Genomic DNA, 13,803 nt, shown 5'->3' with positions numbered 1-13,803 from the left:
CCGCGGGGCGGGTCCGGGTCCCGCGGCGCCGACCCGCACCGCACACGGGCGCCCCACTTGCGTTCATGATCTAGTCATGGCCATGGCTGATGCCTAGAGTGCGGGTCCATGAACTTCCTCGACAGGTCCCGAACTGTCGCGCCCCCGGGGTGGAGCCGCTGGCTCGTACCACCCGCCGCGCTCGCCGTACACCTCTCCATCGGACAGGCCTACGCCTGGAGCGTGTTCAAGCCACCGCTGGAATCCGCGCTCGACCTCTCGGGCACCGCCAGTGCACTTCCGTTCCAGCTCGGCATCGTCATGCTCGGCCTCTCCGCCGCCTTCGGCGGCACGCTCGTCGAACGCAACGGCCCCCGCTGGGCGATGTTCGTCTCCCTCGTCTGCTTCTCGTCGGGCTTCCTCGTCGCCGCGCTCGGCGCCGCCACCGGCCAGTACTGGCTGGTCGTCCTCGGCTACGGCTTCATCGGCGGCATAGGGCTCGGCATCGGCTACATCTCGCCGGTGTCCACCCTCATCAAGTGGTTCCCCGACCGCCCCGGGATGGCGACCGGCATCGCCATCATGGGGTTCGGAGGCGGCGCGCTCATCGCCTCGCCCTGGTCCACCGGGATGCTGGAGAGCTTCGGTACGGACCGCTCCGGCATCGCCTCGGCCTTCCTCGTCCACGGCGTCGTCTACGCCGCCTTCATGGCCCTGGGCGTGCTCCTCGTGCGGGTGCCGCCGGACGGCTGGCTCCCCGACGGCTGGGAGCCGAAACAGGAGACCCGCAAGCTCGTCACCAGCGCCCAGGTCTCCGCCCGCAACGCCCTGCGCACACCGCAGTTCTGGTGCCTGTGGGTGGTCCTCTGCATGAACGTCACCGCGGGCATCGGCATCCTGGAGAAGGCCGTGCCCATGATCCAGGACTTCTTCGCGGACACCTCCACCCCGGTCTCGGTCTCCGCCGCGGCGGGCTTCGTCGCCCTGCTCTCCCTGGCCAACATGGGCGGCCGACTCCTGTGGTCCTCCACCTCGGACCTGATCGGCCGCAAGAACATGTACCGCGTCTACCTCGGCGCCGGCGCGCTGATGTACGTGATCATCGCCCAGCTGGGCAACGGCTCCAAGCCCCTCTTCATCTGCTGCGCGCTCGTGATCCTCTCCTTCTACGGCGGAGGGTTCGCGACCGCGCCCGCCTACCTCCGGGACCTCTTCGGCACCTACCAGGTGGGCGCCATCCACGGCCGTCTGCTGACCGCCTGGTCCACGGCCGGAGTGCTCGGCCCACTGATCGTCAACCGGGTCGCGGACGCGGGGGAGCGCGCCGGACACAGCGGCCCGAGCCTCTACACGACCTCCCTGACGATCATGATCGGGCTGCTGATCGTGGGCTTCGTCGCCAACGAGTGCATCCGCCCCGTCCACGCACGCTTCCACGAGGCACCGGAAGGGAGCCCCCGTGTCCACCAGCAGTCGTAAGCCGCTCATGGTGTTCGTCTGGCTCTGGGTCGCCGTCCCCTTCGCCTACGGGCTGTACGAGCTCGCCCGCAAGGCCACCCAGCTCTTCACCGGCTGAGACCCGCCACCCACGACGAAACCCCCGGTCGTCGAGACGACCGGGGGTTTCGGATGGTGCGCGATACTGGGATTGAACCAGTGACCTCTTCCGTGTCAGGGAAGCGCTCTCCCGCTGAGCTAATCGCGCAGGGTGAACCCGCGTGTACTGCGTGCGCGATACTGGGATTGAACCAGTGACCTCTTCCGTGTCAGGGAAGCGCTCTCCCGCTGAGCTAATCGCGCGGGGATCCTTGCGGACCGGTGGACGATACTGGGATTGAACCAGTGACCCCTTCCGTGTCAGGGAAGTGCTCTCCCGCTGAGCTAATCGTCCTTGGAGGTGGAGACGGGATTTGAACCCGTGTAGACGGCTTTGCAGGCCGTTGCCTCGCCTCTCGGCCACTCCACCAGGGATGGGGGTTCGGGAAGGATCCCCCATCTTCTGCGAGCGGACGACCAGGTTCGAACTGGCGACCTCAACCTTGGCAAGGTTGCGCTCTACCAACTGAGCTACGTCCGCTTGTCTTTCCCGGTCCGCTTGCGCGTCCCGGCGACGTGTTGAACTCTAGCGGATTCCCGGGCCAGTACAAAAACGCGTTTGCGCAGCGTGCTGCGCCACCACCGCCCGCCGCAGGTCACCGGGGCGCCGTCCTAGACTCGGTCACGTGCGCGACCTCACTCCCCTCGCCCGCTTCGGCGGCCTCGTCGCCTCCGGTCTGCGGGATGTCACCAGCGATCCGGCGGCCCTTGAATCGTCAGGCTTCTGGGCGGTATGTGCTGATTTCGAAGGGCGGCTGGTGTGCGCCCGCTTCGCCACGGTCCGGGCGGAGGAGGTCCCCCTCCCGGTGCCCGGCGCCTGGCGCGGACCCGGCCCGGACGACTGGACGTCCTCGCTCGACGAGCACGCCTACATGGCGGGCGTGCGGCGGATCCGTGAACACATCGCGGCCGGTGAGGTCTACCAGGCCAACCTCTGCCGGGTCCTGTCCGCGCCGCTGCCCGGCCCGCGGGCCGACGTCGACGCCCTCACCTCGCTGCTCGCCCGGGGCAACCCGGCCCCGTACGCGGGAACGATCCGGCTCCCGGAGCACGGTGTGGAGATCGCCACCGCCTCGCCCGAGCTCTTCCTCTCCCGCGACGGCCGGACCGTCGAGTCCGGGCCGATCAAGGGCACCGGACGCACCGAGGACGACCTGCTGGAGAAGGACCACGCGGAGAACGTGATGATCGTGGACCTGGTCCGCAACGACCTGGGGAGGGTCTGCGCCCCCGGCAGCGTGAGCGTTCCCGACCTCTGCGCCGTCGAGAAGCACCCGGGGCTGGTCCACCTCGTCTCCACCGTGCGCGGACGGCTCGCCGACGGCGCCGGGTGGCCCGAGACGCTCACCGCCGCGTTCCCGCCCGGATCCGTCACCGGCGCGCCCAAGTCCAGCGCGCTCGGCATCATCGGCGCCCTGGAGACCGCACCCCGCGGCCCGTACTGCGGAGCGGTCGGCTGGGTGGACGCCGACCGGGGCACCGCGGAACTGGCCGTCGGCATACGGACCTTCTGGATCGACCGCACCGGCCCCGCGCCCCTCCTGCGCTTCGGCACCGGCGCCGGCATCACCTGGGGATCAGATCCGGCGCGCGAATGGGCGGAGACGGAACTCAAGGCCTCACGGCTGCTCGCTGTAGCGTCGGGCACCTACGAGGAGACAGGAAGGGCCGCGTCATGAGGATCTGGGTCAACGACGGACTGAGGGACGCCGATGACGCCCGGCTGTCCGTGCTCGACCACGGGCTGACCGTGGGCGACGGCGTCTTCGAGACGGTCCGGGTCGCCGGGGGCCGCCCCTTCGCGCTCACCCGGCACCTCGACCGGCTGACCCGCTCGGCCAGGGGCCTGGGCCTGCCCGCTCCCGACCACGGCGCCGTCCGCCACGCGGTCGCCGCCGTCGCCGAGGCCAACCCCATGGAGCTCGGCCGGATGCGGATCACCTTCACCGGCGGCCTCTCACCGCTCGGCTCCGACCGCGGCGACGCCCCGCCCAGCCTGGTCGTGGCCCTGGGCGAGGCCGCCCGCCGGCCCGACAGCACCGCCGTCGTCACCGTCCCCTGGACCCGCAACGAACGCGGCGCGGTGACGGGCCTCAAGACCACCTCGTACGCCGAGAACGTGGTCGCCCTCGCGCGGGCCCACGAGCACGGCGCGTCGGAGGCGCTCTTCCCCAACACGGTCGGGCAGCTCTGCGAGGGCACCGGTTCCAACGTCTTCGTCGTCCTCGACGGCCGGATCCACACCCCGCCGGTCGCCTCGGGGTGCCTCGCCGGAATCACCCGCGCCCTCACCGTCGAGTGGACGGGCGCACAGGAGACCGACCTCCCGCTGGACGTGCTGGAGCGGGCCGAGGAGATCTTCCTGACCTCGACGCTCCGCGACATCCAGGCCGTACACCGGGTCGACGGACGGGAACTGCCCGGCGCCCCGGGGCCCGTGACCGCGAAGGCCGCGCGGATCTTCGACGAGCGGTCGGCGGCCGATATCGATCCGTGAGCCGGGGCCCGTGCGGGCCCGGCCGCGAGAACCGGATCCGTAAAACGGGTGACGACCCGCCGTCCAGCGGATAGAACACCCTGATGACCACGATCATCCGGCCGGCCGGGCCGGTCCAGCAGGGCGCCGACGGCGCGCGGGAACGCACGTACGACGTGTGCGACAACGGGCGGCCCGTGGGGTCCGTCGCCATCTCCACGGACCCGGCGTTCGGCGCCTCGGCGGGCATACTCCGCTCGCTCGCCGTCGAGGAGGCGCACCGCAGGCGCGGACGCGGGACCATCGCCGCCCTCGCCGCCGAGGAGGTGCTCCGCGACTGGGGGTGCACCCAGGTCCGCCTGGTGGCGCCCGCGGACAACCCCGCCGCCCAGGCCCTCGCGGCCGCCCTCGGCTACACCGAGCGCAGCCGGAACATGCTGAAGACCCTGCGGCGGACCGCCCCCGCCCTGCCCGCCGGGGTCACCGGGCGTCCTATGACGCAGGGGGAGTACGAGGCGTGGGCGGCCACCAGCGTCGAGACGTACGCGCTGAGCTGGGTGGAACGCGGTGTCCCCGAGGAGCAGGCCCGGCGCAAGTCCGAGACGGACCACGCCACGAACCTGCCGCACGGCCTGGCCACCCCGGGCATGTACTTCCACGTCCTCGTGCACGAGGACGCCGTCGTCGGCCACGTCTGGGTGGCCCGGCGTGAGGAACCGGACGGCGACGACCTCGGCTACGTCTTCGACGTCGAGGTGCGCGAGGAGCACCGGGGGCGGGGCTACGGGCGGGCGCTGATGCACCTCGCGGAGGACATCACGCTCGACGCCGGTCTCGGCCTGCTCGGCCTGCACGTCTTCGCCTCCAACACGCCCGCGCTGCGGCTGTACGAGTCGCTCGGCTACGAGGTGACGCAGTACAACCTGGCCAAGGCGCTGTAGCGGGCCCGGGTCAGCCCCGGCCGGCGAGCAGGCGGTCGGCGATCTCCTCGATGCGCTCGCGCAGCCCCTCCTGGCTCTTCCCGCCGTCCAGCCGCTCGTCGCCGATCACGTACGTCGGGGTCCCGGTGACGCCGATCGCCTTGCCCTCGGCCTGGTCCGCGTCCACGATCAGCAGATGCCGGCCGTCGATCAGCGCGGTGTCGAACTCCTCCGCGTCGAGGCCGAGTTCGTCCGCCACCTCGATCAGGAGGGGCTCGCCGGAGCGGGCGAGATCGGCCGTGCGGGCCAGTACGGCCTCGATGTACGGCCACCCCTTGCCCTGGACGACGGCCTCCTCGGCGGCCTGCGCCGCCGCATAGGCGTGCTTGTGCTTCTCGAGCGGGAAGTGGCGCAGCCGGACCTCCAGGCGGTCGCCGTAGCGGGCGCGCAGGGCGTGGACGTCGGACAGCGCCTGATGGCAGTCGGGGCACTCGAGCTCGCACCAGACGTCGAGGACGACCGGCGCTGCGGAGGAGGAATCGCTCATGGAATCAGTCTTCCAGGCCGGACCTGCCCGTCCCAATCGGGACCTGGGGAGGAGCGGGGCCCTGAAAAGTCCCTGATGTGGTCCGGCGTCGTGGCTCCCCGGGCGGTGTCCGGTGCAGGATGGAAGGGACGTACACCGATTGCTGGAGGCTCCGATGCTTGCCGAGACCATCTGTTCCGCGGTGTCGGCGGCCGGTTTGGGCATCGCCGCGATCACCGCGTACCGAAAGCGGTTCCTCACGGCCACCCGGATCGCCGCCTACTCCCTGGTGCCCGTGGGGCTGGTGATGACGGGTGTCGTCCAGTGGGTCTCGGGCATCGTCTTCAAGCCCGGCGTCTGGATCGGCTTCGGCCTGCTGGCCGTGGCCTGGCTGCTCTTCATGATCACGCGCGCCGTGGAGCGCCGCGGCGGCCCGACCCGCAAGGAGCGCAGGGCCGCCGCGGCCGCGGAACCGGGCGCCGCCGTCGAGCCGGCCGCGTCCTCGCCCTCGCTGACCTCCGGGGCCGGGGCGACGGCTCCGCAGGCGCAGGGCAGGGGGAAGAAGAAGCAGGACCCGGCGGCCGCGCCCGGTGACGACTTCAGCGACATCGAGGCCATCCTGAAGAAGCACGGGATCTGAGCGCGGCGACCGGGCCCGGGACCGGGGCGCGGGATCCGGCGGGCCCGCCGGGGGCGGGGGCCCGGGACGTCCGGGGCGCGGAGCGGGGCGGTAGAGTGGGTGTGAATCGATTCATGCCGAGCCGTGGGCATCGAAAGGCCGGTGTGGCCCCGATGCCTCGGTATATTCGAGCCGCGTCGCCTCGATCTTGACGGTGTCCCGTGGATGCGGTTAGCGTCCCGAGCGGATTGAAACAATTCAATCCAGCGGAGGCGCGGTCCGGGCGACGGCGCGACGGAGCAGGCCGTACGTCCGTCGGTGGACCAGGGGACCCGGCGCCCGCGCGCGGCGGGCCGAACGCATCAGTGGGGCAGGGCAAGTGGGGCGTGTGGCAGGGATCAAGGACGTGGCCCGGCAGGCCGGAGTCTCGGTGGGCACCGTCTCCAACGTGATCAACCGCCCCGAGGCGGTGCTTCCCGACACCAGGGCCCGGGTGCTGGCGGCGATCGAGGAGCTCGGATACGTACGCAGCGAGTCCGCCCGGCAGCTCAGGGCGGGCCGCAGCCGCATCATGGCCCTGCTGGTGCTGGACATGGGCAACCCGTTCTTCGTCGACATCGCACGCGGCGCGGAGCGCGCGGCACGGGAGGCCGGCCTCGGGGTGATGGTCTGCAACAGTGACCAGAGCCAGGAGGAGGAGGCCGAATACCTCGGGCTCTTCGCCGAGCAGCGGGTCTGCGGCGTGCTGGTCACCCCGGCCGACGCCACCGGCGGCAACCTCGAGGCCTTCGCCCGCCACCGGATCCCCCATGTGCTGGTCGACCGGGTGGCACCGTCGACCGACAGCTGCGCCGTCTCCGTGGACGACGTGCGCGGCGGCATGCTCGCCGTCGGGCACCTCGTCTCGGCGGGCCACCGCTCCGTCGCCTATGTGAGCGGGCCCGGCGACCTCTACCAGGTCAGGGACCGCCGTGAGGGTGCCCTCGCGGCGCTCACCGAGGCGGGGCTCGGCCCCGAGGCGCTCGTCGAGATCCCCTCGGACCGCCTGGACGTGGCGGCGGGCCGGGACGCCGGGGCCAGACTGCTCGGTCTCGTACCCAGGCCCACCGCCGTCTTCTGCGCCAACGACCTCCTGGCGCTCGGCGTCCTCCAGTCGCTGTACGCCGCGGGCGTCAGGGTGCCGCAGGACATCGCCATCGTCGGCTACGACGACATCGAGTTCGCCGCCGCGGCAGCCGTACCCCTCACCTCGGTGCGGCAGCCCGCCGTGGTGATGGGCCGGATGGCGGCCGAACTCCTCCTGGAGGAGGCGGACGACGAGGACGGCACCCACCGCCACCGCAGCGTGGTGCTCCAGCCGGAACTCGTGGTGCGCGCCTCCAGCGCCGCCCCGCGCTGATCCGGGCCACGCCCACGGGACGGTCACACGCCCGGCCGGGGTACGGACGGCGAGGCTGTCACGCGCCGGGCCCGCAGTTGCGCGCACGGGGCTGTCACGCGCCGGGCCGCAGGGCGTACGCGGGGCCGTCAGGCGTCGGCCCGGGATGCGCGCAGGCAGCTTTCACAGCCCCGGCCGGCCGGGGACGCGCCCGGGGCTGTCACATGCGGGCCCGGGGTGCGCGCACGCAGCTGTGGCGCGGCCTCCCGGGGTGCGCGCACGGAGCCGTCACGCGTCGGCCGGGAGGTGCCGCTCGCGGCGCCCCCGCCCGCCGGGTCGCGGTGTCCCCCTCGCGCCTGCCCCCGGTCGGCGTCCCCCGTTCGCAGCCGCCGGGTCCGTTCCGCTGGCCGCACCTGACGCCCCCGGCGGGAGGCCCGCACCCGACGCGCCCCGCCCGTCCGTCCTCCCTACGGGGGAGTCCTGTGCGAACGTGCGACCGGTCTTCGGGCCCCAGGGCGAATCCGTTCATCCCGGAGTGGGTGAACTACCCCTGCGAAAGGCTTTGTTGATCGCCAAGGGGACCGCGTCTGCGTCATGATCGCTACGAGATGGTGGACACATTCCGGGGCGATGTCCCCGCACCCCCCGCCGAAGAGCCGCGTGGCTGCCTCTTCGCGCTTTCGCAGCCGCCGCTGATGATCTTTCTGACGGTGGTCGGCGGCCTGTTGCTGATGGCCGCACTGCACGACCTCTTCCTCCTGTGAGCGGCCGTCCCGCCCGCACGCCCGTCGCCCCGAAGGGCCGTCCCCCTCCCGGTGAGCGGTACGGGGCGGGGGCCACGGATGCGGCGGATCAGCCCGCCGCCTCCCTGCGCCGGGCCCGGTACGCGGCGACGTGGAGCCGGTTGCCGCAGGTGCGGCTCGAGCAGTAGCGGCGGGAGCGGTTGCGCGACAGGTCGACGAAGGCGTCCCGGCAGTCCGGGGCCTCGCAGCGCCGCAGCCGGTCCTGCTCCCCCGCGACCACGATGAAGGCCAGCGCCATCCCGCAGTCGGCCGCGAGGTGGTCGGCGATGGAGGCGTCCGGCGCGAAGTAGTGCACGTGCCAGTCGTAGCCGTCGTGGTCCGTGAGCTGCGGGGTGGTGCCGGCCGCGGCCACCAGGCCGTTGACCAGGTCGGCGACGGTACGGGCGTCGGGCGCGGCGAAGATCTCGGCGAACCGGCTCCGGACGTCCAGCACGGCGCGCAGGTCCTTGTCGCCGAGGGTTCCGACGCCGCTGATGTGGTGCCGCTCCGCGAAGGCGTAGAGCGCGGGGAGCTCCGCGAGCCCGTCGCCCGCCCCGTCCTCCGGTGCGGTGTTCACCAGATCGACCACCACTTCGAGGGCGATCCGGGTGTCGTGTGGGATCAGCACGCTTCGCTCCCTGGCCTCCGGCGGACGGGCGCCCGCCGATGCCGGCTGACTCTACTGGCTCGGCGGAGGCGCCCACGGCCCGGTGCGGGCTCGGCGGGGGAGGGCGGCCCCTGTTCCGCGCCGGGCGCACCGGTGGAGGACAGAGGCCCTTCCCGTGGCCGGAGGCGGTTCCGGTGGCCGGGGCGTCGGCCGCCCGCGTCCGCACACACCGGCGCCGCCGCCGCGGTGGGTTCCGCGGCGACGGCGCCGGTGTGTGCCCTATGAGGTTGTCCGCGCGACGCCGTCTCCCCGAGTCGGACGGCGTCCCGCAGCTCTCTGCCTGGCTCAGCTCTCGGCCAGGATGTGTGAGAGCTCCGTATCGAGGTCGAAGTGACGATGCTCGGTGCCGGGCGGGACCGCGGCGTCGGTCCTCTTCAGGAACGACTCCAGGGCCCTCGCCGGGGCTTCCAGCAGGGCTTCGCCCTCCGGGGAGCTCAGTGCGATGCAGACGACGCCTTGGCCGTGACTTCGAGAGGGCCAGACGCGGACGTCTCCGGTGCCGGTGGGCCGGTGCAGCCCCTCGGCAAGGAGGTCACGGGCGAAAACCCATTCGACCGTCTCCTCCGCTCCGGTGTGGAAGGTGGCGTGCACGGCATAGGGATCGGCCGTGTCATACCGCAGGCCCGCGGGTACAGGCAGTGAGGACTCGCTCGACACAACGAGGCGCAGGTGCAGCTCGCAGCTGACCGTGGTGTTCATAAGCGCCAGGGCCTTTCGCTCAGTGTGCGCTCGGGGATTCGCACGTCGGCGAAATCGACATGCCACCTACGGTGGCGTTGTAAACCCCTCTGACCTATTTGTGATGCTTCAGGTCCCTCGTCCAGCGGTGTGTAACTTTGGGTCATGCGTCCATTCCAGTGACGACCACGGTTCCGGTAGGTTGGGATCCATGAACGCGGAGAGTGACGAGCGGAAGGAGGCCACCGTGACGGTGGCCCCCGATTCCGCTGCGGGGGACGGACGCCCGGCGGAGCGTGAGCTGGGCTCGCGGGCGCCCGGGTTCATCAAGGGGTCGCGGGTCCTGCACCTGAGCTGGCAGGCCGGGATCTTCGTCGTGGGCCTGGCCGTGGTCGTGACGGGCATCGTGATGCTGCCGCTCCCCGGCCCGGGATGGCTGGTGATCTTCGGGGGCATGGCGATCTGGGCGACGGAGTTCGTCTGGGCGCAGCTCGTCCTGCGCTGGACCCGGCGCAAGGTCACCGAGGCCGCCCAGCGCGCCCTCGACCCCGAGGTCCGGCGGCGCAACATCGTCCTCACCACGGTGGGGCTCGTGATCATCGTGGTGCTCGCCGGGATCTACTTCTGGAAGTTCGGCCTCGTGATGCCGTGGAAGATCGAGCAGTGACCCCGCGGTGGTCCCGGGGCGCCGCTGACATGGGGTAATGTTTGCGATGCGCCGGGGCGATTAGCTCAGTGGGAGAGCGCTTCGTTCACACCGAAGAGGTCACTGGTTCGAACCCAGTATCGCCCACCCCGTACCGAAGGCCCGGAAGCTTCCTCGAAGCTTCCGGGCCTTCGGCGTTCCCGCGTGCGACCGGCGTCGCGGCCCGCCCCGGCTGTTCGGCCGGTCGTCAGGCCATCGAAATTTCGTCCTAACCGTTGACGCGCCCGGTGCCGCTCCTTACTTTGACCCAGCAAGCGCTTTCTAAAACGATTCAATGCGAATGGTGGGGGCGAGCTATGTCTCGGAACAACGGCATGGACAGGCGGCAGCTGCTGAAGCTGGCCGGCCTCTCGGCGGCCGGTCTCGGGCTGACCGCGGCCGGCTGCGTCTCGGGCGGCAGCGGTTCCGGCGGTCCGGTCACCATCCGGCACTCGTGGTGGGGTGCGGACGACCGTGCCAAGAAGATCCAGCAGTGCGTCGGCCTCTTCGAGAAGAAGCACCCGAAGATCAAGGTGAAGACGGACTTCCAGCAGTACCCGGACTTCTGGAAGAAGTTCAACACGCAGGCCGCCGGCGGCAACCCCCCGGACGTCATCCAGAACGCCGTGACCTTCCTGCGCAAGTACGAGGCGAAGAACGTCCTCCTCGACCTCGGCCCCCAGGCGGAGAAGGGCAACCTCGACCTCGGCGGCTTCCGCTCCGGGCTCGAGAAGTTCGCCGAGATCGACGGGAAGCTGCTCGGCGTGCCGGTCGGCAGCAACTCGATGGCTCTGGTCATCGACGAGAAGGTCTACGAGAAGGCGGGCATCGCACCGGAGATCGGCTGGACGTGGGACGACTGGTACGCCGGCCTGCAGAAGATCAGGAACGGGCAGAAGCTCGCCGGTGACGCCGGGCCGCACGGCGTGATGTACCTCTACGACCTGATCCTCCGCCAGAACGGCAAGGCCTTCTTCACCGAGGACGGCATGGGCTTCGGCGAGGCCGAACTGCTGCCCTACTGGACCGAGGCCCTCGACCGCGTCAAGGCGGGGCTCTACGCCGACCCCAACAAGGTCGAGCAGATCAAGCCCGCCTCCGCGACCGCCAAGGGCCTGTCCGCCGGGGAGTTCACCTGGGACAACTTCTCCGTGCGCTACAGCGCGGAAGGCAAGAGCAGTTACGGTCTCGCCCCCATCCCGAGCACCGACGGCAAGAAGACCGGCCAGTACCTGGGGTCCCTGATGCTGAGCGGCACGGCGCGCACCAAGCACCCCGCCGAGGTGGCCACCTTCATCAGCTTTATGACGCACGACCCCGAGGTCGCCCGGATCATGGGATACGACCGCGGCGTGCCCGCCACCACCGCGCAGTTCGAGGCCTTCCAGCCCACCGACGCCCCCAGCAAGGCCATCGCCGCGTACGAGACCGCCATCGCCGACGCGGGAGTCCTGGAACCCATCACCCCGCACCCGGCCGGCGCCGACGTCATCGAGGCGGCCTTCCTGCGCATCGGCGCGGACCTGGCCCTGGGCAAGACCTCGCCGAAGGACTCGGTGAAGCAGTTCTTCTCCGAGGCGAAGACCGCGCTCGCCGCGAACTGAGAGGACTGCGGTGACTCACATCCAGATCTCCCCGGGCGCGGTCGCCTCCGGGGCCGACCGCTCCGCCCCCGGGCGGGGCGGGGAGCGGGAGGCCCCTCCCGCGCACGGCGGGGAGCGGCCCGCCCGCCGCGAGAACCTGGCCGGCTACCTGTTCATGTCGCCCTGGATCGCCGGCTTCCTGTTCCTGATCGCCGGCCCCATGGTCTTCTCGCTGTACCTCTCGTTCACCGAGTACAACCTGTTCGACGCGCCCCGCTGGATCGGCCTCCAGAACTTCTCCGACATGTTCGCCGACCCCCGCTGGCGCCAGTCGGTGAAGGTCACCTCCTGGTACGTGCTGATCGGCACCCCGGTCAAGCTGGCCGCGGCACTCGCCGTCGCCATGCTGCTCGCCCAGAAGCGGTGGGGCCAGTCCTTCTACCGGGCGGCCTTCTACGCCCCGTCCCTGATCGGGGCCAGCGTCTCGGCGGCCATCGTCTGGCGCGCGCTGTTCTCGGACGACGCGATCGTCGACCGTACGCAGAAGGTGTTCGGCGTCGAGGTCGGCGGCTGGATCGGCGACCCCGAGATGATCATCTACGCGCTGATCGCCCTCACCGTCTGGCAGTTCGGCGCCCCGATGGTCATCTTCCTGGCCGGACTCAAGCAGGTCCCGAGGGAGCTGTACGAGGCGGCCGAGGTGGACGGCGCCGGCCCGTGGCGCAGGTTTTTCCACATCACCCTGCCGATGATCTCGCCTGTGCTGTTCTTCAACGTGCTGCTGGAGACCATCCACTCCTTCCAGATCTTCGGCTCCGCCTACATCGTCAGCAACGGCAGCTGCGGACCGGCCGACGCGACGCTCGTCTACACCTGTTACCTGTACGAACAAGGCTTCGTGAACAGCCGCATGGGATTCGCCTCGGCCATGGGATGGCTGCTGCTGCTCGCGGTCGGCCTGGTCACCGCCGTGCTGTTCTGGTCCCAGAAGCGCTGGGTGCACTACGAGGAGGGCGGCCGATGAGTCTCCTGACAGCTGCCGTACGGCGCCGGGGACCCGGCGCGCTCGCCTGGCACCTCGGTGCGCTCGTCATCCTCGCCGTGGTCCTCTACCCGGTGGTGTGGACGATCGGGGCCTCGTTCAAGCCCAGCTCCGAGATCATCGGCGCCCTGGACCTGTTCCCCGCCGACCCGATCGGCGACAACTACGCCCGGCTCACCGAGGGCATCGCCGACATCCCCGTCTCGACGTTCTTCCTGAACTCGGCCTACATCGCCGTCGGTTCCGTGGTCGGCGTGGTGCTGTCCTGCTCGCTGACCGCCTACGCCTTCGCGAAGGTGCGGTTCGCCGGCCGCAACATCATGTTCGCCGTCATGATCGGCACCCTCCTGCTGCCGTACCACGTGCTGATCATCCCGCAGTACGTCCTGTTCCAGAAGCTGGAGCTGATCAACACCTTCACCCCGCTGCTGATCGGCAAGTACCTCGCCACCGACGCCTTCTTCGTCTTCCTGATGGTGCAGTTCATGCGCGGACTGCCCAAGGAGCTCGACGAGGCGGCACGGCTGGACGGCTGCGGGCACCTGCGGACGTACTGGTCCATCGTCATGCCGCTCTGCCGGCCGGCGCTCGTCACCAGCGCGATCTTCACCTTCATCAACGCCTGGAACGACTTCATGGGTCCCCTGCTCTACCTCAACGAGCCGGACAAGTACACGGTCTCCATGGGGCTGAAGATGTTCATCGACCAGGACGCGGTGGCGGACTACGGCGGCATGATTGCCATGTCGCTGGTGGCCCTGCTGCCGGTGCTGGCCTTCTTCGTGGCCTTCCAGCGGTACCTGATCGACGGCATGGCCACCTCGGGCCTGAAGGGCTGACGCGCCGTGGCGACGAAGACCCGCGCCCAGGGC

14 protein-coding genes and 6 tRNA genes are annotated in these 13,803 nt (G+C 70.7%); 12 read left to right on the top strand and 8 right to left on the bottom strand.

Going from position 1 to position 13,803, the window contains the following annotated elements:
• The first annotated feature begins 108 nt into the window (after positions 1–108).
• On the top strand, positions 109–1,458 hold the full coding sequence (locus ACFVS9_RS12635; RefSeq protein WP_383114604.1) for an OFA family MFS transporter: 1,350 nt from the start codon (positions 109–111) through the stop codon (positions 1,456–1,458).
• A 151-nt stretch (positions 1,459–1,609) separates the two neighbouring features.
• On the opposite strand, the gene ACFVS9_RS12630 is transcribed toward ACFVS9_RS12635, so the two are convergent.
• The 5 genes from ACFVS9_RS12630 to ACFVS9_RS12610 all read right to left on the bottom strand — a co-directional run bounded on the left by ACFVS9_RS12630 (position 1,610) and on the right by ACFVS9_RS12610 (position 2,056).
• Positions 1,610–1,684 (bottom strand) — tRNA-Val (locus ACFVS9_RS12630).
• A gap of 23 nt (positions 1,685–1,707) precedes the next feature.
• Positions 1,708–1,779: transfer RNA gene (locus ACFVS9_RS12625), tRNA-Val, on the bottom strand.
• Positions 1,780–1,798: 19 nt separating this feature from the next.
• A tRNA-Val gene (locus ACFVS9_RS12620) sits at positions 1,799–1,870 on the bottom strand.
• Between the two features lies 1 nt (position 1,871).
• Positions 1,872–1,945 (bottom strand) — tRNA-Cys (locus ACFVS9_RS12615).
• A 38-nt stretch (positions 1,946–1,983) separates the two neighbouring features.
• A tRNA-Gly gene (locus ACFVS9_RS12610) sits at positions 1,984–2,056 on the bottom strand.
• Between the two features lie 145 nt (positions 2,057–2,201).
• On the opposite strand from ACFVS9_RS12610, the gene ACFVS9_RS12605 reads away from it, so the two are divergent.
• The 3 genes from ACFVS9_RS12605 to ACFVS9_RS12595 all read left to right on the top strand — a co-directional run bounded on the left by ACFVS9_RS12605 (position 2,202) and on the right by ACFVS9_RS12595 (position 4,992).
• Positions 2,202–3,254: a chorismate-binding protein gene (locus ACFVS9_RS12605; protein WP_389931733.1), complete on the top strand. Its 1,053-nt coding sequence runs from the start codon at positions 2,202–2,204 to the stop codon at positions 3,252–3,254.
• Positions 3,251–4,072, top strand: a complete 822-nt coding sequence (locus ACFVS9_RS12600; RefSeq protein WP_389931732.1) for an aminotransferase class IV — start codon at positions 3,251–3,253, stop codon at positions 4,070–4,072. Before ACFVS9_RS12605 ends, ACFVS9_RS12600 begins: the two co-directional genes overlap by 4 nt.
• 83 nt (positions 4,073–4,155) lie before the next feature.
• Complete coding sequence (locus ACFVS9_RS12595; RefSeq protein WP_383114607.1) at positions 4,156–4,992, top strand: GNAT family N-acetyltransferase; 837 nt, start codon at positions 4,156–4,158, stop codon at positions 4,990–4,992.
• 10 nt (positions 4,993–5,002) lie between these two features.
• Here the strand turns inward: ACFVS9_RS12595 and ACFVS9_RS12590 are convergent, their stop codons facing one another.
• Positions 5,003–5,518 (bottom strand): DsbA family protein, encoded by a 516-nt coding sequence (locus ACFVS9_RS12590; RefSeq protein ID WP_383114608.1) that lies wholly within the window; start codon positions 5,516–5,518, stop codon positions 5,003–5,005.
• Between the two features lie 154 nt (positions 5,519–5,672).
• Between ACFVS9_RS12590 and ACFVS9_RS12585 the strand changes: the two genes are divergently transcribed.
• The 3 genes from ACFVS9_RS12585 to ACFVS9_RS12575 all read left to right on the top strand — a co-directional run bounded on the left by ACFVS9_RS12585 (position 5,673) and on the right by ACFVS9_RS12575 (position 8,258).
• On the top strand, positions 5,673–6,137 hold the full coding sequence (locus ACFVS9_RS12585) for a hypothetical protein (protein WP_383114609.1): 465 nt from the start codon (positions 5,673–5,675) through the stop codon (positions 6,135–6,137).
• 358 nt (positions 6,138–6,495) lie between these two features.
• A complete protein-coding gene (locus ACFVS9_RS12580; protein ID WP_383114610.1) occupies positions 6,496–7,515 on the top strand; it encodes a LacI family DNA-binding transcriptional regulator in 1,020 nt (339 codons plus the stop codon).
• Between the two features lie 587 nt (positions 7,516–8,102).
• Positions 8,103–8,258, top strand: a complete 156-nt coding sequence (locus ACFVS9_RS12575; RefSeq protein ID WP_383114611.1) for a hypothetical protein — start codon at positions 8,103–8,105, stop codon at positions 8,256–8,258.
• Between the two features lie 88 nt (positions 8,259–8,346).
• Here the strand turns inward: ACFVS9_RS12575 and ACFVS9_RS12570 are convergent, their stop codons facing one another.
• Both ACFVS9_RS12570 and ACFVS9_RS12565 read right to left on the bottom strand, forming a co-directional pair.
• Positions 8,347–8,904: a CGNR zinc finger domain-containing protein gene (locus ACFVS9_RS12570; RefSeq protein ID WP_383114612.1), complete on the bottom strand. Its 558-nt coding sequence runs from the start codon at positions 8,902–8,904 to the stop codon at positions 8,347–8,349.
• 324 nt (positions 8,905–9,228) lie between these two features.
• A complete protein-coding gene (locus tag ACFVS9_RS12565) occupies positions 9,229–9,642 on the bottom strand; it encodes an SsgA family sporulation/cell division regulator (protein ID WP_003959770.1) in 414 nt (137 codons plus the stop codon).
• A 190-nt stretch (positions 9,643–9,832) separates the two neighbouring features.
• Between ACFVS9_RS12565 and ACFVS9_RS12560 the strand changes: the two genes are divergently transcribed.
• The 5 genes from ACFVS9_RS12560 (at position 9,833) to ACFVS9_RS12540 (ending at position 13,770) form a co-directional block, all read left to right on the top strand.
• The gene (locus tag ACFVS9_RS12560; RefSeq protein ID WP_383114613.1) at positions 9,833–10,288 is read left to right on the top strand and encodes a TIGR02611 family protein; all 456 of its coding nucleotides are present in this window, start codon (positions 9,833–9,835) and stop codon (positions 10,286–10,288) included.
• A 54-nt stretch (positions 10,289–10,342) separates the two neighbouring features.
• Positions 10,343–10,414, top strand: a tRNA-Val gene (locus ACFVS9_RS12555).
• 209 nt (positions 10,415–10,623) lie between these two features.
• Entirely contained in the window at positions 10,624–11,910 is a 1,287-nt protein-coding gene (locus ACFVS9_RS12550) for an ABC transporter substrate-binding protein (RefSeq protein ID WP_389931729.1), read from the top strand.
• Positions 11,911–11,920: 10 nt separating this feature from the next.
• Positions 11,921–12,913 (top strand): carbohydrate ABC transporter permease, encoded by a 993-nt coding sequence (locus ACFVS9_RS12545; protein WP_383114615.1) that lies wholly within the window; start codon positions 11,921–11,923, stop codon positions 12,911–12,913.
• Positions 12,910–13,770 (top strand): carbohydrate ABC transporter permease, encoded by an 861-nt coding sequence (locus tag ACFVS9_RS12540; RefSeq protein WP_383114616.1) that lies wholly within the window; start codon positions 12,910–12,912, stop codon positions 13,768–13,770. The genes ACFVS9_RS12545 and ACFVS9_RS12540 overlap by 4 nt, the downstream gene beginning before the upstream one ends.
• Positions 13,771–13,803 lie beyond the last annotated feature (33 nt).

The organism is Streptomyces sp. NPDC058008 (assembly GCF_042886395.1).
In the GTDB taxonomy this organism is placed as follows: domain Bacteria; phylum Actinomycetota; class Actinomycetes; order Streptomycetales; family Streptomycetaceae; genus Streptomyces.
This window is presented reverse-complemented; position numbering and strand designations above follow the sequence as displayed.